The sequence below is a fragment of the Staphylococcus sp. HMSC62D11 genome (genome assembly GCF_001839145.1).
GTDB lineage: Bacteria > Bacillota > Bacilli > Staphylococcales > Staphylococcaceae > Staphylococcus > Staphylococcus lugdunensis.
The window spans coordinates 307,758-328,427 of the sequence record NZ_KV840184.1 but is presented as its reverse complement, the minus strand read 5'-3'; the positions used below and the strand labels follow the sequence as shown (position 1 = coordinate 328,427).

Sequence of the window (20,670 nt, the reverse complement as noted above, 5' to 3'; positions counted from 1 at the left end):
CTTATGCCTATTTTGGTATAAGGTTTTTTTATGAAGGTGATAAATTGGATTTATATTTAAGCAAGGCAATACAGCTTGCTAAGATGGTTAAAGGACAGACTGGTGTTAATCCACCAGTAGGAGCAGTAGTTGTTAAAAATGGCAGAATTATCGGACTTGGCGCACATTTAAAACAAGGTGAGAAACATGCTGAAGTGCAAGCAATTGACATGGCTGGTGACGAAGCACAAGGTGCAACAATTTATGTGTCTTTACAACCATGCACGCATTATGGTTCGACACCGCCGTGCGTTAACAAAATCATCGATCATGGTCTAGATAAGGTAGTATATGCTGTAAAAGATACAACTTTACCTAGTAAAAGTGATGAAATCTTAACCCAAGCTGGTATCCAAGTGTATCAGCAGTTTGATCATGAAGCCTATTGTTTATACGAAGACTTTTTTAAAGCTAAAGCTGAGAAAATTCCTGAAATTACCGTTAAAGTATCTACAAGTATAGACGGTAAACAGGCAACAGATTATGGACAAAGTCAATGGATTACCAATAAAACAGTAAAGCAAGATGTGTATCGTTTAAGACACAGTCATGATGCCGTGTTAACAGGAAATAAAACCGTATTAGCAGATAATCCTCAGTACACGACTAGAGTTAAAGATGGTAAACACCCTATTCGTGTTATTTTATCTCGAAGTGGGGACGTTGACTTTAGTCTAGATATGTTTCATGATCAATTATCTGATATATGGATATACACTGAAGATGCCACATTAACAACAACTTTACCCAATGTTTTTATTAATTACATGAGCAATTGTAAAATTACTGATATTTTACAAGATTTATATAAAAAAGGTGTAGGTCGGCTGCTCGTCGAGGCGGGACCTAAAGTTACCTCATTATTTCTCCAACAACAGTTAGTTAATCAACTCATCATCTATTTTGCCCCGAAATTGATAGGTGGTTCTGGAACAAATCAATTCTTTCAAACACAAGAAGTTATAGATTTACAGGATACCTTTGAATTTGAAATTGTTAATTCCACTTTATTAGATCAAAATATCAAATTAGAACTACGGAAGAAGTGAAACAACCATGTTTACAGGAATCGTAGAAGAAATTGGAACCATTGTTGAAATACGTAATGATCAATCAGTACGCACACTTATCATTAAAGCTGAAAGGATTATTGATGATATGCATATTGGTGATTCTATAAGCGTTAACGGGACTTGCCTGACAGTGACAGACTTTAATAGCAATCATTTTTCAGTGCAAGTCATACAAGGTACAGAAGATAAAACCTATCTTGCTAATGTTCAGCGTCATCAAGAAGTGAACCTAGAACGCGCGATGCACAGCAATGGTAGATTTGGTGGCCATTTTGTTCTAGGCCATGTTGATGAATTAGGTACAATTACAAAAATCAATCAGACAGCCGATTCAAAAGTAATTCAAATTTCAGCATCACAAACAATCATTAAACAACTTGTGAAGCAAGGATCAATTGCAGTCGATGGCGTTAGTTTGACAGTATTTGATATACGTGAATCATCTTTTGATATACATCTCATACCAGAAACACGGCGCTCAACAATTTTAGCAGATAAGAAACAAGGAGACTTTGTACATTTAGAGACAGATGTTTTATTCAAATATGTAGCCACAATCATTAATAAAAATTCCAATACTTTAACATTAGATAAGTTAAAATCATATGGTTTTTAAGGGGGATTAAATATGCAATTTGACACCATTGAAGAGGCACTTCAAGCGTTAAAAAAAGGAGAAACTATAATTGTTGTAGATGATGAAGATAGAGAAAATGAGGGAGATCTTGTTGCAGTAACACAATGGATGCAAGATCAAACGATTAATTTTATGGCTAAGCACGGTCGTGGCTTGATTTGTACGCCAATTTCCACTGATATTGCCGAACGTTTAGAGTTAAAACCAATGGTAATGCAAAATTCAGATGACTATGGTACAAACTTTACTGTAAGTATTGATCACTATACAACAACAACGGGAATTAGTGCAATTGAACGCATGACTACGGCACGGTCTTTAATTGCCACTGATACAATGGCTGAAGATTTTCATAAACCTGGTCATTTATTTCCACTTATTGCCAAAGATAATGGCGTTTTAGAACGTGAAGGTCATACTGAAGCAACGGTTGATTTAGCTAAAATGACAGGTGCAGCACCTGCAGGAGTTATTTGTGAAATTATGAATGACGATGGTTCGATGGCTAAGGGAGAACAATTAGAAAAGTTTAAAGAAACACACCAGCTTAAGCTTATTTCTATAAAACAAATCATAGAATATAGACATCAGCATGATATACAGGTGAACTTAAGAGCAAAGGTAAATATGCCAACAGATTTTGGCAACTTTGAAATGTATGGATTTGATTCAACACTTACACAGGATGAAATCGTTGTTATTACTAAAGGAGAGCCAAGAACTACTGAAAATGTAAGAATTCATTCAGCATGTTTAACTGGTGATATTTTTCATAGTCAACGATGTGACTGTGGTGCGCAACTTGAATCGTCCTTAAAATATATTAATGAACATGGTGGAATGGTGATTTATTTACCCCAAGAAGGCAGAGGTATCGGACTTATAAATAAACTTCGTGCTTACGAGTTAATAGAGCAAGGCTATGATACTGTAACTGCGAATTTAGCTCTTGGATTTGATGAAGATTTACGTGATTATAAGGTTGCTAGTCAAATTCTAAAATATTTTAATGTCAAGCAAGTTAATTTGTTAAGTAATAATCCGAAAAAATTTGAAGGGCTAAGTGAATATGATATAGAAATTGCAAAGCGTATTGAAGTCATTGTTCCAGAAACAACACACAACCATGATTATATGGAAACGAAAAAAATTAAAATGGGTCATTTAATCTAGGAGGTTATAAAAATGAATTTTGAAGGTAAATTAGTTGGTTCAGAGTTGAAAATTGCGATAGTAGTAAGTCGATTTAATGATTTTATTACAAATCGACTATTAGAGGGTGCTAAAGATACATTAATACGCCATGATGTCAATGATAGTAATATTGATGTTGCCTATGTTCCTGGTGCGTTTGAAATACCGCTTGTAGCTAGAAAATTAGCACAAAAAAAACATTATGATGCAATCATAACATTGGGTTGTGTAATTAGAGGTGCAACTTCTCACTATGATTATGTGTGCAATGAAGTGTCTAAAGGGGTTGCAAGAGCGAATGATGTATCAGATACACCAGTTATTTTCGGAATATTAACAACTGAAAGCATTGAGCAGGCTGTAGAACGCGCTGGTACTAAAGCTGGCAATAAAGGATCTGAAGCGGCAGTCAGTGCAATTGAAATGGCCAACTTATTGCAACAACTATAATGTTTAGTCTATAAATTTGGGAGCAGGATAAAGTTCATTGTGAATTCGAAGTCCTGCTCCCTTTATATGTGTCGTTATTATTTTATAATTTTCGTAATCAAAAGTAACAATGCAGAAATACCAATTATCGCGCTAACTTTTTTGAGAGATTTAGTATCAACAAATTCTTTAACTGCTAGTGATAAGTTTTGAGGACGCTCTGCTAGACGACGCATAAAATAGCTAAACCAGTCATTACCATATGGAACATAAATGGTGAAATGATAGCCTTCTCTTGCGATTTGTTCAGCTAGTTCTGAACGGAATCCATATAACATTTGAAATTCAAAATCATCATTTTTAATATGGTGATCTTTGACGAATTGTTTGACATGATTGATAATTCGATCGTCATGTGTCGCAATGGATGTTTTATTACGCGCATTTAGCAAACGTTTCTCAATTAATTTAATATAGTTGCTATCAATATCTTCTTTTGTTTGATAAGCAATGGAAGCATCTTCTTTATAGGCACCTTTAACCAATCGTAATCTTAAATCTGGAAAACGTTCGATGAGTTCATCAGCATCGTACAAATATGCTTGTATAACTGTGCCGACATTTTTAAATTCTCCCTTAAATTTATCAAGCGCTTGAATAATTTGCTGCAAACTGTCATATTTTTCAGTATCAATATTGACGTGCATATTTTGATATTCATTAGCTTTCAATAAAATTTCACGTAAATTATCAAAAGCAAATTGTAAATCAAATTCTCCTCCTAGTAAACTTAATTTAATAGATACATGGGCATCTACATTATATGCATTAATGGCATCCATTATAGTGAGAATTTCATTCTTTGCTGTTGTGGCTTCTTCGCGTGTACCTACAAACTCTCCCAAATTATCAACGGTAGCAGCGATATTTTTTTCATTAAGCCTTTCAATTGTATCTATTAGTTCTGGAATGGTATTACCTGCTACGACTTTATTTGCACCCATTTTGGGGCCGATTTTCTTAGCTGTTTGATTTAAATATGTATTATTTGATAAAGCGATGAAGAAATCCCTAAATAGTGTCATGTAGTAAACCTCCAATATTATAATCAATATATTTTATAAATAGTTTAGCATGAAATATTCGTAAGAGAAAGCGTTTTCAATATCGGTCATACGTTTTGCTTCAAGTTCAATTTATTGCAGAAATGTTTTCTTGAGTCAATTAGAGTGTTAGCCATATTAAGCTGATATTTGCTATAATTTAAGCTGTAGAGTTTATGTAGAAGGGACTAATAAGTCATGTGGAAATGGGAAACAGAAAATAATGCTAAAGGCGTAGTTGTTATTGTCCATAATATGTTAGAGCATACAGGGCGTTATGCTTATGTTATTACGATGTTAAGAAGAAATGGTTATCATGTGATTATGGGTGATTTGCCAGGACAAGGGCAGACTTCACGTGCAAACAAGGGGCAAATTAAAAACTTTAATGAATATCATGAACATGTTTTAGAATGGATTAAACTCGCAAATGATTATAAATTACCTACATTTGTTATGGGGATTGGTCTAGGAGGATTAATCATACTTAATTTATTAGAAAAGGTAGATCGATTGCCTATTGAGGGTATGATTTTATTTTCACCATTATTAGAATTACAAAAGAACAAGACAACACGGAAAGACATTTTAATTTCTAATATTGGAAAAGTATCAAAAGATACGCGTTTTAAAGTTAATATTGAAGTTGAACAGTTGACTAGAAATGAAGAAATAAGAGAAGAAACGGTTAATGATGGTTTGATGTTAAAAAAAGTAACATATCATTGGTACAATACTGTTGTGGAAGAAATGAAAGAAACATTAGATTACGTTGGGGACGTAAAATCAATACCTACATTACTAATGCATGGTTCTGAAGATGCGATTGTCGAACCTAAAGCGATAATTAAATTAAAAGAAAATCTAAAATCTGATGAATTCTATTATAAAAAATGGCAAGGTTTATATCATGAAATCCAAAATGAGCCTGAACGTGATCAAGTCATGCGATATGTATTAACATTTCTAAATAATAGTGTAAATACGATGGGATTTATCGTTAAAGAAGAAGAAATAGAGGATATTGAATAAATAAAAGATATTGAAAGACCTATTTATGATGCAACCTGAATTATCTGCTTGAGAGAGTTATGGAACTTATACTTTCTAAAGATTTTTTGTGTTTTTTATTTGGAATGTGACAGTATAAATTGTTGTTACGCATCTGCTAAAGTGCGCATAATAAAGTTTGTTTTTATAATATTGAAGACTACTTATGTGTGATGGCATTAATTGTGTCGGTGTTTATTTAAAACAATAAATTCATAATACAAATGGTTTAGTTGCATATCTACATAGAAATTGGTATATTTTATACATATAAATTTATTAATAATTAATTGGATAAAAATCTACATGAATAATTAGCAATTTGCTGATGTTAGCACCAAGTTTATGGTTATAGTTGTGATTAAATAAAAAGACAATTAAATTATTAAAAGTTTATTAAGGGTTTTAACAATGCAGCAACATTCTTTATCATCGGTAAATTGTATTATTTAGTTTTATGACAGGGAGAGATTTTAGTGAGCGAGCAAACGATAGACCAAGTATCTGGATTATTAAAATTAGAAGCGCTACTAATGGACATCAATTCAATTTTCGACGTTATTGAGAAAGAATACGGCATGACAAAAGAAGAAATCTTAATTTTACTAACGCTATGGCAAAAAGGGTCGATGACGTTAAAAGAAATGGATAGTTTTGTAAAGATTAAGTCTTATAAACGTACACGCACATACAATAACCTTGTAAATTTAGAATGGATTTACAAAGAACGCCCTCAAGATGATGAGCGTACAGTTATCATTCATTACAATGAAAATCAAAATGGTAAACGTGATGACTTATTAAAATTCATTTGTGATGCAGTACACAAAAAATCAAATTCCATGCAAACAAGTTTCACTTCAATTTTAAATATCTAGAAAAATGCTTAGTCTATAGTCAGGAAATAGCGACTTATAGACTAAGCATTTTAATTGATTTTTTCTATTGCGCAGATGAATGGAGCGTCATTACGTTGATTTATAAATTGATATTGTAGAACTTGAGCCTTTGTTTGATCTATATTGCTGAAATAATCAAGTAATGCATCACGTTCTAGTTTGCCTTGAAAATGGCCGTGATAAATAACAACTACAATAATGCCTTCAATCGTTAACTGTTCAAATATGGCGTCAATAGCGCGGATAGTTGATTCAGGCTGGGTGACAATTGATTTATCACCTTTTGGTAGGTAGCCTAAATTAAAAATTGCTGCAGTGATTTTATTTTTATGAGCAGATATTAAGTGGTCTGAGATATATTCATGACTATCATGTATTAATGATACGTTTTTAAATGATTTGATCTTCTTAGCAGTGTTATCAATTGCTTGTTGTTGTATGTCAAAACCATATACATGACCTTTTGGAACGTGTTGAGCTAAGAATAATGTATCGAATCCATTACCACATGTAGCATCAATCACAATACTATCACTTTGGATATGAGACGTAATTAAAGATTTAGCAAAGGGAAGAATGCGTTCTAATTTCATATTTGAACCCGCTCTTTGTGAAATTTCCCTTGATAAGAATTACGTCTAGCGAGCTCATCATCGATATTATTTAAAACTTCCCACTTGTTAACACTCCACATTGGTCCTACCATCAAATCAATGGGTCCATCGCCTGTAATACGATGAATTATCATCTCTGGGGGTAAGATTTCAAGTTGATCACATACTAGGTTAGTATATTCTTGCTGACTCATAAATTTTAGTAAACCCTTATCGTACTGTTTTACCATAGGTGTTCCTTTTAATAAATGAAGTAGATGTATTTTTATGCCTTGAACATCCATTTTGGCAACTTCACGGGCTGTGGCCATCATCATATCGTAATCTTCGCCAGGTAAACCATTAATAATATGCGTACAGATATTAATATTATGTTTTCTTAATTTAGCGACCCCATCATAATATGTTTGCATATCGTGTGCACGATTTATTAAATCAGATGTAGACTGATGTATCGTTTGGAGTCCTAATTCAACCCATAAGTATGTGCGTTTGTTTAGCTCAGCAAGGTATTCTACTACATCATCTGGTAAACAGTCTGGACGCGTGGCAATGGATAATCCTACAACACCTTCTTCTTGTAATACAGGTTCATATTTTTCCTTTAGTATTTCAACAGGGGCGTGTGTATTAGTGAACGCTTGAAAGTAGGCAATGTATTTTCCTTCATGCCATTTCTCATGCATTTTTGCTTTGATTTGTTGAAATTGAACTTCAATAGGATCAGCTCGATTTCCAGCAAAATCGCCGCTACCAGCCGCGGAACAAAATGTACAACCACCATGTGCAACAGTTCCGTCACGATTAGGGCAGTCAAAGCCGCCATCTAATGCCACTTTAAATATTTTTTGGCCAAATTTATTTTTTAAATGGTAATTCCAAGTATGATAGCGTTTATTCTCAAAAGCATACGGGAAATATTTACCCATAAGACATTTTCCTTTCTAATTGTTTCTAAGTAAAGATTTTAACATATTTTAATGTTATAGTGTCTATTGTAGATTGAGAAAAGAGAGAGAAAGGACTCAGTGTATGAATATACCTAAATCAGTATGGATGCTGGTAATAGGCATGGCGCTCAATATTACCGGTTCTAGTTTTTTATGGCCTTTAAATACGATATATATGAAAGAAGAGCTCGATAAAAGCCTTACTATTGCAGGTATTGTGTTAATGATAAATTCATTTGGTATGGTTGTTGGTAACTTATTAGGTGGTAGTTTGTTTGATAAATTAGGTGGTTATCGTACGATTTTAACTGGAACTGCTGTGTGTTTAGTTAGTACAACGATGCTAAATTTTTTCCATGGTTGGCCTTGGTATGCAGTATGGTTAGTTATGCTTGGTTTTGGTGGTGGCATGATTGTACCAGCAATTTATGCTATGGCCGGAGCAGTGTGGCCCAATGGTGGACGGCAAACGTTTAATGCTATCTACTTAGCTCAAAATATTGGTGTCGCACTTGGTGCTGCTTTAGGAGGCTTTGTTGCTGAGCTTAGTTTTAACTATATTTTTATTGCAAATTTATTAATGTATGTGCTATTCGCGATTGTAGCTGTCACACAATTCAATCTCGAGTATTCTGTAAAGATGCACAAGCCAGATAATCTTGAGTTGGAAAATAAAGACCAAAAACGCAGATTTAAAGCATTAATCCTTTTATGTATTATGTTTAGTATTTGTTGGATTGCATATATACAATGGGAAAGTACGATTGCTTCATTTACACAAGACATCGATATCTCAATGTCGCAATATAGTATATTGTGGACAGTGAATGGTATTATGATTTTAGTTGCACAGCCTTTGATAAGTCCGGTAATTCGTATACTCAAAGGAAATATAAAAAAACAAATGATTGTAGGTATTATTATTTTTATGGTGTCGTTTTTAGTGACTAGTTTTGCTGAACAATTTAGTGTCTTTCTCATTGGTATGATTATATTAACATTTGGCGAAATGTTCGTTTGGCCTGCTGTCCCAACTATCGCGAATTTTTTAGCGCCTGATGGTAAACAAGGACAGTATCAGGGGTTTGTTAATTCAGCTTCTACGGTCGGTAAAGCATTTGGGCCACTTATAGGTGGTATTTTAGTCGATGCCTTTAATATGAGTACCATGTTTATTGGCATGATTGTGTTATTAAGCATAGCATTGTGTTTTTTAGCTGTTTTTGATAAAAATATGCCTAAGGATAAAACAATATAACCATGTTAATTGACTGAGCTAGGCTTCTATATTAATTGTTCAGTTATGTAATAACTTGCACTTGCAATCAGTTGCATTATCCAATAATATTAAAGTGTATTGGAGTAGTAACTTAAATATTTTTCAACAGAGAGCTAGTGGTGGTGTAAACTAGCGTTAAGTATTAAGTGAACTTACCGTTATTTAATGTAATATACATCTCTTACTATTTAATTAAGTGCACATATATGTGAACTAGGGTGGTACCGCGGCATAATTGTCGTCCCTATACTTTATTTATAATAGTATGAGGTGTTTTTTTATTGAGTAGGAGGAAAAAAAGTGAATTACAATCACAAAAAAATCGAAAAAAAATGGCAATGTTTCTGGCTAGATAATCAAACATTTAAGACAAGTGATAACTTGGGACAAAAGAAATTTTATGCCTTAGATATGTTTCCTTATCCATCAGGTGCTGGTTTACACGTAGGACATCCAGAAGGATATACTGCTACGGATATTATTTCACGCTATAAACGTATGCAAGGTTATAACGTCTTACATCCAATGGGCTGGGATGCGTTTGGCTTACCTGCAGAACAATATGCACTTGATACTGGAAACGATCCACGAGCATTTACGAAACAAAATATTCAAACTTTTAAACGTCAAATTCAAGAATTAGGAATTAGTTATGATTGGGATAGAGAAGTTAATACAACAGATCCTGAATATTATAAATGGACACAATGGATTTTTATCCAACTTTATAATAAGGGGTTAGCTTATGTTGATGAAGTAGCGGTAAACTGGTGTCCAGCACTTGGCACGGTTTTATCTAATGAAGAGGTTGTTGATGGTGTTTCTGAACGAGGAGGCCATCCTGTATACCGTAGACCTATGAAACAATGGGTACTCAAGATCACAGAATATGCCGATCGACTACTAGAAGATTTGGATGACTTAGATTGGCCTGAATCGATAAAAGATATGCAGCGTAATTGGATTGGTCGCTCAGAAGGGGCACGTGTTTCTTTCAAAGTTGAAGGAGAGAATGACACAATAGACGTCTTCACTACGCGTCCAGATACGATTTTTGGTACGACTTTCTTAGTATTAAGTCCAGAGCATGCGCTTGTGGAAAAAATTACAACGACTGAAAAATTTGAAGAAGTTAAGAAATATCAAGAAGCTGCATCTAAAAAATCTGACCTTGAGCGTACAGATTTGGCAAAAGATAAATCTGGTGTTTTTACTGGCGCATATGCGATTAATCCTTTATCTGGTGAAAAATTACCGATTTGGATTGCTGATTATGTATTATCTAGTTATGGTACTGGAGCTGTTATGGCAGTGCCTGCTCATGATGAACGCGACCACGAATTTGCGGTTAAATTTAATTTGCCGATTATAGAAGTTATTGCTGGTGGAGATGTTCAAAAAGAGGCTTATACTGGTGCAGGAGAGCACGTTAACTCTGGTGACTTAGATGGTTTAAATAATGAACAGGCTATTGCTAAAGCAATTGAGTTATTAGAAGCAAAAGGTGCCGGTGAGAAAAAAGTTAACTATAAGTTGCGTGACTGGTTATTTAGTAGACAGCGTTATTGGGGTGAACCAATACCAATCATTCATTGGGAAGATGGAACAATGACGACGGTACCAGAAGAAGAATTACCACTATTATTACAAGAAACTGATGAAATTAAACCGTCTGGAACTGGTGAATCACCATTAGCTAATATAGATGATTTTGTTAACGTTGTAGATGAAGAAACGGGAATGAGAGGTCGTCGTGAAACGAACACAATGCCACAATGGGCTGGCAGCTGTTGGTATTACTTACGTTATATTGATCCTCATAATGAGCAAATGTTAGCAGATCCAGAAAAATTAAAGCATTGGTTACCAGTTGATTTATACATCGGTGGCGTTGAGCACGCAGTACTTCATTTGTTGTATGCTCGATTCTGGCATAAAGTCTTATATGATTTAGGCGTAGTTCCAACAAAAGAGCCATTCCAAAAATTATTTAACCAAGGTATGATTTTAGGTGAAGGCAATGAGAAAATGAGTAAATCCAAAGGTAATGTTGTTAACCCAGATGATATTGTAAATTCTCATGGTGCTGACACTTTACGACTTTATGAAATGTTTATGGGGCCTTTGGATGCTGCTATTGCCTGGAGTGAGAATGGTTTAGATGGCTCAAGACGTTTCTTAGACCGAGTTTGGCGTTTATTTATCAATGAGGATGATAGCCTATCTCAAAAATTTGTTGAATCAAATAATAAATCATTAGATAAAGTATATAATCAAACGGTTAAAAAAGTGACAGAAGACTTTGATACATTGAATTTTAATACTGCTATCAGTCAGTTGATGGTCTTTATTAATGAATGTTATAAAGTAGATGAAATTTATCAACCATATGCGGAAGGCTTTGTGAAGATGCTTGCGCCTATTGCGCCACACATAGGTGAAGAATTATGGCAAAAATTAGGACATGATGAAACGATTACTTATCAGCCATGGCCAACTTATAATGAAACACTGTTGGTTGATAGTGAAGTTGAAATTGTCGTTCAAGTAAATGGTAAAGTGCGTGCAAAACTAACCATACCTAAAGAGCTGTCCAAAGAAGAAATGCAAGAATTAGCATTAGAAAATGAAAATGTTAAAATGGCTATAGATGGTAAAGAAATTAAGAAAGTAATAGCAGTCCCTCAAAAACTAGTAAATATTGTAGCAAAATAACTAAAGGAGTGTTGAATAATGGATTCAATAACTGTTGAAGATTTGAAAAATAAAGTATTAGAATCTAATCCAGTTAATATTGTTGATGTTCGTACAGATGAGGAAACATCTATGGGTATCATACCTGGTGCAGAAACGATTCCTATGGATAAAATTGAATCAAATATTGATTATTTTAATACAAATGATACTTACTATATTATTTGTGCTGCAGGTGTTCGAAGTGAAAAAGTAGCTCGATATTTAGAAAAACAAGATATTCATGCAGTCAATGTAGAAGGCGGTATGAAAGCTTGGGGCAATGAAGGATTAGAAATAAAACGTATTTAATTTTTAAGTAAATGAATTTTAATAGATTTAATAAACACCCATTTAGCTACCGTTACTAAATGGGTGTTTATTTTTTAAAGCCAAGTCTAAACACGATTTAAAAAATGCTAGCTTAAAATTAATGGTATAAATAACTTCCGGCATTGAGGCCTGCGACATGTCCAGTCACAAGGGCGCTAGTAATATTATAACCACCAGTATAACCGTGAATATCTAAGACTTCTCCACACAAAAATAAACCTGGTTCAAGTTTAGACATCATTGTTTTAGGCCAAATTTCTTTTAAGGAAACACCGCCGCCAGTTACAAATGCTTTATCTATAGGTAATGTGCCGTTAACTTTAAATTTAAATCCTTTAAATATTTCAACAAGTTGTTGCAATTGCTGATTTGAAAAGTGATGTCCTGTCATGTCATCATTAATGTTTGCATGTTCTAACGCAAATATTAAGTAACGTTCTTCAATTAAACCATGTAAACTATTTTTTATAATTTTATTTGGCTGTGATTGAATACGCTTATTAATTTTTTGACTTAATTTGTCTTTATTTAAATCTGGAAATACATCTAAAGACATTGTTATTTGTTGCGTTTTTTGCTGTTTCTGTTCTTTGTAAATAAATTGGCTACATCTTAATGCAGCGGGACCGCTTATCCCAAAGTGGGTGAAAATCATGTCCATTTTGTGACTAATACGTATTTTACCGTTTTTCTTATGTACTGATAAACAAACATCTTTAAGGCTTAGACCTTTTAAGCGTTGTTCTTTAATAAAAGACTCGTTTGATGTGATAGGTACTTCCGTGGGGAATAATTCGGTAATCGTATGTCCCATTGCTTGTGCAAAACGATAGCCATCTCCAGTTGAACCGGTTTGTGGCACACTAGTCCCACCAGTTGCAATCACTAATGTTTTGCCATTATAACTTTTAGATTGGGTATGTACGATAAAACTATCATTTGTTGATTTTTCAATACGAGTTACAGGTGTTTCTTCAATTATATCGACATGCTGAGAATGAATCGTTTGAACTAAAGCATTTACAACATCTTGGGCTTTGTTTGAGACGGGAAACATGCGGCCATGATCTTCTTCTTTTAGTTTAACAGCTCGGGATTCAAAGAATTGAATAATAGATTCATTATCAAATGTTGAAAATGGACTGTATAAAAATTTTCCGTTACCTGGAATATTTTTAATTATTTCTTCATAAGGTAAGCGATTTGTGACATTACAGCGTCCACCACCTGAAATCTTCAACTTGCGTCCTAAACCTTTTTTCTTTTCTATTAATAATACACGTTGTCCTGATTGGCTTGCTGCAACTGCAGCCATTAAGCCACTTGGACCGCCTCCTATTATAACTGTTTGATACATAGTTGAATCCTCCAATAGTTACTACTGCTATTGTATACGACACTTACACTATATGGCTACATTATTATTTGCAATGTCCCAATTGCTTATGACATTATTAAGTGTACGTTGTCAATTCACATTCAAACAAGCTGAAAAAATTGAGAGCGGGACAGAATTTATCATGAATTCGTAGTACCGCCCCGGCAAGGTTGACTAGGATTGAAAAAAGTTTAGTATACGCGTATTTTCAATCCAGTCAACTACTGCCAATATTTAGTTTATAGTCCAAAACATAATGATGTCCCTGACTCCATAAAATTTATTTTTTGATGCGTTATTCATATAATCAAGGATTGGTTAATAACATATTTTAAAATTAATTATTTTAAGATTTGCATAAATGTGTAACTAATACAAGAGCATCTATAGTTACTATAATTAAATAAAATCTGCGCAAAATTTTACAAAGTTGTTGGGAAACGTTGTGCGATTTATGATATATTTTATAATAATGTAAGTCTTGATTATTATTTAAGCTTTTTAAGAAGAGTTTAAACTAAAGGTAGGAAGATAATTATGAGTGAGAATAAAGAAATGGTACGTGGTACCTTTCTAATAACAATCAGTATTTTAATTACAAAGATACTTGGTGTGTTATTTGTAATTCCTTTTTATGCAATCATGGGCGCTGGTGGTGGCGATGCTGAAACAAATTTGATTCCATTTAACTATGCATATACACCATATAATATTGCCATTGCTGTTGCTACAGCTGGTGTACCATTAGCTGCATCAAAATATGTAGCCAAATACAATGCTTTAGGTGCATATAAAATTGGACAAAAGCTTTACAAATCTAGTTTTGTCGTTATGTTTATAACCGGAATCATTGGATTTTTATTACTATTTGCACTTGCTCCTGAAATAGCTACATTAACGCTTGGTAAAGAAGTAAGCGCTAGTGAGTGGTCTGTAGCTGATATTACTTGGATCATTAGAGTGATTAGTGTTGTTGTTATCTTTATTCCTTTATTAGCTACGTGGAGAGGTGTATTCCAGGGATATCAATCTATGGGGCCTACAGCAGTGTCTGAAGTAAATGAACAAGTTGCTCGTATTATCTTTATATTAGTTGGAAGTTATTTAGTACTTCATGTATTTCATGGTGCAATTTTAATAGCCAATGGTATAGCGACGATTGCTGCAGCAGTTGGTGCAATCGCAGGTATATTAACATTGTGGTATTACTGGCGTAAAAGGAAACCACATATTGATAAAATGGTGGCTTCTGACCAAACAGGAATGAATGTGACTTATACTCAAATGTATAAAGAGATTATTTCATACAGTATTCCATTTGTTATAGTAAGTCTTAACTTTTCTTTATATAATTTAGTTGATATGTTTACGCATAATAATGCGCTTGATTTAGTAGGTTTTTTTGAAAAACAAGGATACTTTTTCTCTATTTTGAATTTCACAACCAATAAAATTGTAATGATTCCAACATCATTAGCTGCTGGGTTTGCAGTGAGTTTAATTCCATATATTACGAAAACTTATGCAGAAGGACGTTTAATTGAAATGCATCGTCAAATAAGAACGTCATTAGGTGTATTAATGTTTATTACTGTTCCAGCAAGTTTAGGAATTATGGCATTAGCATCACCGCTTTATACAGTGTTCTACCAATATAATCCCGATGGTCAATTTATTTTATTCTGGTATGCACCTGTAGCAATATTAATTTCATTATTAAGTGTAACAGCATCAATGTTGCAAGGCATCGATAAACAGAAATTAACTGTGTTTGTTATTTTAGGCTCAGTTATTTTAAAATTATTACTCAATATTCCTTTAATTATGGCATTCCATACAGTTGGCGCAGTATTGAGTACCGCAATAGCATTACTAGCTGCTAATATTGCAAACTTTGTTATTTTAAAGGTTTATGCAAAATTTGAATTTACCGAAACGTTTATTCACTTTGCTAAAATATTTATTTATGGCTTTATCATGATGATTGGCGTTGAGTTAACATATTTATTATTGACACAATTCTTACCTGTTGAGCGTAAACTCTATGCACTGATCATTCTCTTAGTCTGTGTTTTAATAGGCGCAATGATTTACGGCTTTGCAACAATTAAAACAAAATTAGCTGATGAATTTTTAGGTGATGTAGCTCAAAAAGTACGTAATAGAATCGGGTTTTTAAGATGATGAGACTAGATAAATTTTTAGCACATATGGGTCAAGGTACGCGAACAGAAGTAAAGCAATCCTTAAAAAAGGGGAATGTGACGGTTAATGGAAAAGTAGAAAAATCTGCTAAAACTCAAATCGATCCACATCATGATGTTGTTCAAATTCATGGTCATCAAATAGATTATGTTGAAACGGTATATTTGATGTTGAATAAACCTAAAGGCTATATTTCAGCCACCGAAGACCCTAAACAGGCAACAGTCATTGATTTAATAAAAGACTATAAATATTTAGATCTATTTCCAGTAGGCCGGTTAGATAAAGATACTGAGGGCTTATTACTCATCACTAACGATGGTCAATTTAGCCACAATTTGATGAACCCCAACAAGCATGTAGCTAAGACATATTTAGTAACTTCTAAGTATCCAGTGACTAAAGATAATCAGTATATGTTTAAACAAGGTGTGATGTTGTCTGATGGTTTGACAAAACCAGCTGAACTAACCATAATTGATGACTACCACTCAAAGGTTACTATATATGAAGGAAGATATCATCAAATAAAAAGAATGTTTCATAGCATTGAAAATGAGGTATTAGAATTGAAACGCATACAAATTGCTAACCTACGTTTAGATGAAGAGTTGGACGAGGGTCAATATCGTGTATTAACGCAAACCGATATCGAGCAATTAAAATAATATTCGAAAGAGAAGGTGTTTTACATGGCTAAAAAAGCAGGTTTTTTCAGAGTAATACTAGGTTTAGGAACAGCGGCAGCAGCTGTGATATTGTCTAGAAAAGAAAACCGTGACAAATTAAAGGTAGAATACAATAAATACAAAGAAGATCCAGAAAGCTACAAGGAAAATGCAAAAGGAATCGCAAATGACCTTGGATCTAGAGCAACAAACAAAATTCAAGATGTAAAGAACAATCCACAAGCATACATGAATAAAATAAAAAATGATCCAAAAGGCTTTATTCAAGAACAAAAATCTAAATTAACTTCTAAAAAAGATAATCAAAAGGAACTTGAAGAAGTGAAATTTGATGATGAAGGTGGATCAGCATCAAATAATTTACGTGTAGTGACAGAAGAAGATTTAAAAAATAATCGAAACAAATAAAAGTGTATCATTAAAATAGAAAAATACACATTCGGCATTGCTGGATGTGTATTTTTCTGTTTTATTAGTGAAATAATGATTCATTTAATAAGCCAAAAATTAAATAATGAACTGCCAAAATCTCTAATTGTCTGAACATTTTGTAATTCTTCTTAGATCTGACTGTAATTTATAGCATAAATTATGTAGAATAGAAAATATAAATTAAAAAAGGAAGTTGATCTAAATGTGGAAAGAAAAGGTTCAAGAATATGAAAGTAAAATAATAGATGACTTAAACGGCCTGCTTTCAATTGAAAGTGTTCGTGATGATAGTCTAGCATCTGAGGACGCACCAGTTGGCCCAGGACCTAGAAAAGCATTAGATTACATGTATGAAATTGCTCAAAGAGATGGTTTTGCTACGCATGATGTTGACCATATCGCTGGAAGAATTGAAGCAGGAAAAGGCGATGATGTATTGGGGATATTATGTCACGTTGATGTTGTACCTGCTGGAGATGGCTGGAATTCAGATCCATTTAAACCTGTTGTGACTGATGATGCCATTATAGCAAGAGGAACACTCGATGATAAAGGACCTACGATTGCAGCTTATTATGCTATTAAGATTTTAAATGATATGAATGTTGATTGGAAAAAACGTATTCATATGATTATTGGTACAGATGAAGAGTCTGATTGGAAGTGTACTGAAAGATATTTCCAAACAGAAGAAATGCCAACACTTGGTTTTGCACCTGATGCTGAATTTCCTGCTATCCATGGTGAAAAGGGTATCACAACGTTTGATTTAGTACAGCAATTGAAATCAGATGATCAAGATGAACCTGATTATGAATTGTTATCATTTAAATCAGGCCAACGTTATAATATGGTACCTGATTTTGCAGAAGCAAAGGTATTTGTTAAAGAAAATATGACAGATGTAATTCAACACTTTGAACATTATCTACAAGAACATAAACTAACGGGTGATAGCACAGTTGATAGTGGCGTTTTACAATTAACTGTTAATGGTAAAGCAGTTCATGGTATGGATCCATCATTAGGCGTGAATGCTGGTTTACATTTATTACATTTTTTAGGCTCATTGAACTTAAACAAAACAGCAAAAGATTTTGTAGACTTTAGTAATCGTTATTTATTTGAATCTCATTTTGGTGAAAAAATGGGAATGAAATTCCACACTGATATTATGGGTGATGTAACAACCAATGTAGGAATTATTGAATATGATAATGAACATGCAGGGCGTTTTGGTGTTAATCTACGTTATCCATTAGGATTTGAATTTGAAGAAGCAATTCACCGCTTTGAAGATGAAATTAAATCACTTGGATTTGACGTAGATTTAGGAAAGGTACAGCAACCACATTTTGTAGATAAAAATGATCCGTTTGTTCAAAAGCTTGTAACTGCCTACCGCAATCAAACTGGCGATTTATCAGAACCTTATACAATTGGTGGCGGTACATACGCGCGCAATTTAGATAAAGGTGTTGCATTTGGGGCAATGTTCAGTGATTCTGAAGATTTAATGCATCAAAAGAATGAATATATTACGAAAAAACAACTATTTGACGCAACAAGCATTTACTTAGAAGCGATATATTCATTGTGTGTGGAGGGATAAATATGAAGGTATATTTAAATGGAAAATTTGTAGATCAATCTGAGGCTAAAGTATCTTATGAAGATCGTGGTTATGTTTTTGGTGACGGTATTTATGAATATATAAGAGCATATAAAGGTAAATTATTTACAGTCGAAGAACATTTTGATAGATTTTTACGCAGTGCAGATGAAATAGGTTTAGATTTAGGCAAAACTAAAGAAGAACTTATTGACATAACACGCCAGTTACTAAAAGAAAATCAAATAGAAACTGGTGGCATTTATATTCAAGCAACACGTGGTGTGTCACCACGTAATCATTCATTTCCAACACCAGAAGTTAAGCCGGTTATTACAGCATTTGCTAAAAGTTACGATCGCCCATATGAAGAATTACAGAATGGCGTTAGTGCAGTCACAGTTGAAGATATACGTTGGTTAAGATGTGACATTAAAAGTCTAAACTTACTAGGTAACGTATTGGCAAAAGAATATGCGGTTAAATATAATGCTACAGAGGCGATTCAGCATCGCGGAGACACTGTTACAGAAGGTGCATCAAGTAATGTGTATGCGATTAAAGATGGCAAAATATATACACATCCGGTTAATAATTACATTTTAAATGGTATTACCCGCAGAGTGATTAAATGGATTGCAGATGATTATAATATTCAATTTATTGAAGAAACATTTGATGTTGATTTCTTAAAACATGCAGATGAAGTGATTATTTCTAGTACATCAGCAGAAGTTATGCCAATTATTAAATTAGATGGTGAAGCGGTTAATGATGGTAAAGTAGGACCTATAACACGTCAGTTGCAAGAAGGTTTCGACAAATACATTCAAGAAAAAAGTATTTAATAAATTGTGAAAAGATGAAATTACAACTACTTATTTAAGATGAATGTGTTATAATAAGACCTAAGCAAAAGTTAACTTTTGGACGTATAAATGACTAGTAAAATGTGACTTTTATTTTCTCATTTTCAGTTGAAAAATGAGGCTAAAAATTATAAAATTTACTTTGAGTGATAACAAAACTAAATGGTAAATTTAATTAAAATATCGGGACAATATTTTAAAAAATATAATAAAACACACTACTAGTGATTATATTATGACCAGCGTATTTTAGAAGTATACGACTGGTATAAATTAGAATATATGGCTCTTGAAACTTCTTTCTAGAGCCATTTTCTAATTGGAAGTGAGGTGAACGTGTTGGAGCAGTTTTATCAATTAGGGTGGACACTTGATTCTGCAGGTGGTGCTTCAGGCGAAGCTTATATGGCAGAACAAGACGGACAAAAGCTTTTCTTAAAACGAAATTCAAATCCATTTATCGCAGCTTTATCAGCTGAAGGAATTGTCCCAAAACTTGTTTGGACAAAACGTATTGAGACAGGAGAAGTCGTTACAGCTCAGCATTGGAAAAACGGCAGAGAGTTAGAGCCTATTGAAATGGCACAGACGAGAGTAGCTCAGCTAATGAAAAAAATACATAGCTCAAAACCCTTGCTAACGATGTTGAAACGCATGGAAATGGAACCAATTACACCAGCAATCATGTTGAACAAAATTAACGCCTCTTTATCCAGGGAAGTATTAAGCCATCATATTGTGAGAAAAGCGCTTATTTATTTAGAAGAACATATTCCAAATTTAGATGCTCGCTTTTTTACAGTCGTACATGGAGATGTTAACCATAATAATTGGTTATTATCAGATAGGGATGAACTTTTTCTAGTGGATTGGGAAGGTGCAATGATTGCAGATCCTGCGATTGATATTGGTATGTTGCTTTACAACTACGTTCCCGAAAGAAAATGGTCTCAATGGTTCAAAATTTATGGTGAACAAGAAAGTCTTGATTTAAATAAACGCATGAAATGGTATACGGTCATACAATCCATCGGCATGGTGCAATGGTATGAAGAACAGAAGCGTTTTAAAGATATGAATACTTGGTTGAAGTTTCTTAATGAAGTTATGAATAGTAATTTATTTATTTAATAGGCTGATAAGTAGTTGCAG

At 33.6% G+C, this 20,670-nt stretch carries 19 protein-coding genes and 1 other annotated feature; of the genes, 15 read left to right on the top strand and 4 right to left on the bottom strand.

Features of this window, described 5'->3' with window-relative positions:
- Positions 1-44 precede the first annotated feature (44 nt).
- From ribD to ribE (HMPREF3267_RS04445), 4 genes are read left to right on the top strand one after another with little or no spacing between them, the layout of a single operon-like run.
- On the top strand, positions 45-1,088 hold the full coding sequence (gene ribD / locus HMPREF3267_RS04460; RefSeq protein ID WP_256320522.1) for a bifunctional diaminohydroxyphosphoribosylaminopyrimidine deaminase/5-amino-6-(5-phosphoribosylamino)uracil reductase RibD: 1,044 nt from the start codon (positions 45-47) through the stop codon (positions 1,086-1,088).
- A gap of 7 nt (positions 1,089-1,095) precedes the next feature.
- On the top strand, positions 1,096-1,728 hold the full coding sequence (ribE, locus tag HMPREF3267_RS04455; protein ID WP_062077767.1) for a riboflavin synthase: 633 nt from the start codon (positions 1,096-1,098) through the stop codon (positions 1,726-1,728).
- Between the two features lie 12 nt (positions 1,729-1,740).
- Positions 1,741-2,922, top strand: a complete 1,182-nt coding sequence (locus HMPREF3267_RS04450) for a bifunctional 3,4-dihydroxy-2-butanone-4-phosphate synthase/GTP cyclohydrolase II (protein ID WP_002478008.1) — start codon at positions 1,741-1,743, stop codon at positions 2,920-2,922.
- A gap of 12 nt (positions 2,923-2,934) precedes the next feature.
- A complete protein-coding gene (gene ribE / locus HMPREF3267_RS04445) occupies positions 2,935-3,393 on the top strand; it encodes a 6,7-dimethyl-8-ribityllumazine synthase (protein WP_002458806.1) in 459 nt (152 codons plus the stop codon).
- A 77-nt stretch (positions 3,394-3,470) separates the two neighbouring features.
- On the opposite strand, the gene HMPREF3267_RS04440 is transcribed toward ribE (HMPREF3267_RS04445), so the two are convergent.
- Positions 3,471-4,457 (bottom strand): proline dehydrogenase family protein, encoded by a 987-nt coding sequence (locus HMPREF3267_RS04440; protein ID WP_070823843.1) that lies wholly within the window; start codon positions 4,455-4,457, stop codon positions 3,471-3,473.
- Positions 4,458-4,673: 216 nt separating this feature from the next.
- Between HMPREF3267_RS04440 and HMPREF3267_RS04435 the strand changes: the two genes are divergently transcribed.
- Positions 4,674-5,507 (top strand): alpha/beta fold hydrolase, encoded by an 834-nt coding sequence (locus tag HMPREF3267_RS04435; protein WP_002458808.1) that lies wholly within the window; start codon positions 4,674-4,676, stop codon positions 5,505-5,507.
- Between the two features lie 494 nt (positions 5,508-6,001).
- Positions 6,002-6,403, top strand: a complete 402-nt coding sequence (locus HMPREF3267_RS04430) for a transcriptional regulator, SarA/Rot family (RefSeq protein ID WP_002458809.1) — start codon at positions 6,002-6,004, stop codon at positions 6,401-6,403.
- A gap of 50 nt (positions 6,404-6,453) precedes the next feature.
- Here HMPREF3267_RS04430 and HMPREF3267_RS04425 read toward each other — a convergent pair whose 3' ends face one another.
- Together HMPREF3267_RS04425 and HMPREF3267_RS04420 are read right to left on the bottom strand one after the other, a co-directional pair.
- On the bottom strand, positions 6,454-7,017 hold the full coding sequence (locus HMPREF3267_RS04425) for a tRNA 5-(aminomethyl)-2-thiouridylate-methyltransferase MnmM (RefSeq protein WP_002458810.1): 564 nt from the start codon (positions 7,015-7,017) through the stop codon (positions 6,454-6,456).
- Positions 7,014-7,967, bottom strand: coding sequence for a tRNA modification radical SAM protein MnmL/YtqA (locus HMPREF3267_RS04420; RefSeq protein WP_002458811.1), 954 nt, complete (start codon positions 7,965-7,967; stop codon positions 7,014-7,016). The genes HMPREF3267_RS04425 and HMPREF3267_RS04420 overlap by 4 nt, the downstream gene beginning before the upstream one ends.
- Before the next feature lie 103 nt (positions 7,968-8,070).
- Here HMPREF3267_RS04420 and HMPREF3267_RS04415 point away from each other — a divergent pair, with 103 nt between their 5' ends.
- The 3 genes from HMPREF3267_RS04415 to HMPREF3267_RS04405 all read left to right on the top strand — a co-directional run bounded on the left by HMPREF3267_RS04415 (position 8,071) and on the right by HMPREF3267_RS04405 (position 12,312).
- Complete coding sequence (locus tag HMPREF3267_RS04415) at positions 8,071-9,246, top strand: MDR family MFS transporter (RefSeq protein WP_002492648.1); 1,176 nt, start codon at positions 8,071-8,073, stop codon at positions 9,244-9,246.
- A gap of 85 nt (positions 9,247-9,331) precedes the next feature.
- Positions 9,332-9,516: a binding site (T-box leader), on the top strand.
- Positions 9,517-9,567: 51 nt separating this feature from the next.
- A complete protein-coding gene (gene leuS, locus HMPREF3267_RS04410) occupies positions 9,568-11,982 on the top strand; it encodes a leucine--tRNA ligase (protein WP_070823842.1) in 2,415 nt (804 codons plus the stop codon).
- 18 nt (positions 11,983-12,000) lie between these two features.
- Positions 12,001-12,312 (top strand): rhodanese-like domain-containing protein, encoded by a 312-nt coding sequence (locus tag HMPREF3267_RS04405; protein WP_002458814.1) that lies wholly within the window; start codon positions 12,001-12,003, stop codon positions 12,310-12,312.
- A 118-nt stretch (positions 12,313-12,430) separates the two neighbouring features.
- Here the strand turns inward: HMPREF3267_RS04405 and HMPREF3267_RS04400 are convergent, their stop codons facing one another.
- Entirely contained in the window at positions 12,431-13,690 is a 1,260-nt protein-coding gene (locus tag HMPREF3267_RS04400) for a BaiN/RdsA family NAD(P)/FAD-dependent oxidoreductase (protein WP_062077759.1), read from the bottom strand.
- Positions 13,691-14,248: 558 nt separating this feature from the next.
- Here HMPREF3267_RS04400 and HMPREF3267_RS04395 point away from each other — a divergent pair.
- The 6 genes from HMPREF3267_RS04395 (at position 14,249) to HMPREF3267_RS04370 (ending at position 20,649) form a co-directional block, all read left to right on the top strand.
- Complete coding sequence (locus HMPREF3267_RS04395; protein WP_002458817.1) at positions 14,249-15,895, top strand: putative polysaccharide biosynthesis protein; 1,647 nt, start codon at positions 14,249-14,251, stop codon at positions 15,893-15,895.
- Complete coding sequence (locus HMPREF3267_RS04390; RefSeq protein ID WP_037540621.1) at positions 15,895-16,584, top strand: pseudouridine synthase; 690 nt, start codon at positions 15,895-15,897, stop codon at positions 16,582-16,584. The genes HMPREF3267_RS04395 and HMPREF3267_RS04390 overlap by 1 nt, the downstream gene beginning before the upstream one ends.
- A 24-nt stretch (positions 16,585-16,608) precedes the next feature.
- Positions 16,609-17,013, top strand: coding sequence for a YtxH domain-containing protein (locus tag HMPREF3267_RS04385; protein ID WP_062077757.1), 405 nt, complete (start codon positions 16,609-16,611; stop codon positions 17,011-17,013).
- 226 nt (positions 17,014-17,239) lie between these two features.
- Positions 17,240-18,649: a dipeptidase PepV gene (gene pepV / locus HMPREF3267_RS04380; RefSeq protein ID WP_002478015.1), complete on the top strand. Its 1,410-nt coding sequence runs from the start codon at positions 17,240-17,242 to the stop codon at positions 18,647-18,649.
- A gap of 2 nt (positions 18,650-18,651) precedes the next feature.
- Positions 18,652-19,497: a D-amino-acid transaminase gene (gene dat / locus HMPREF3267_RS04375; protein WP_002458821.1), complete on the top strand. Its 846-nt coding sequence runs from the start codon at positions 18,652-18,654 to the stop codon at positions 19,495-19,497.
- A gap of 360 nt (positions 19,498-19,857) precedes the next feature.
- Positions 19,858-20,649 (top strand): phosphotransferase family protein, encoded by a 792-nt coding sequence (locus tag HMPREF3267_RS04370; RefSeq protein ID WP_002492623.1) that lies wholly within the window; start codon positions 19,858-19,860, stop codon positions 20,647-20,649.
- The last annotated feature ends 21 nt before the right edge of the window (positions 20,650-20,670 follow it).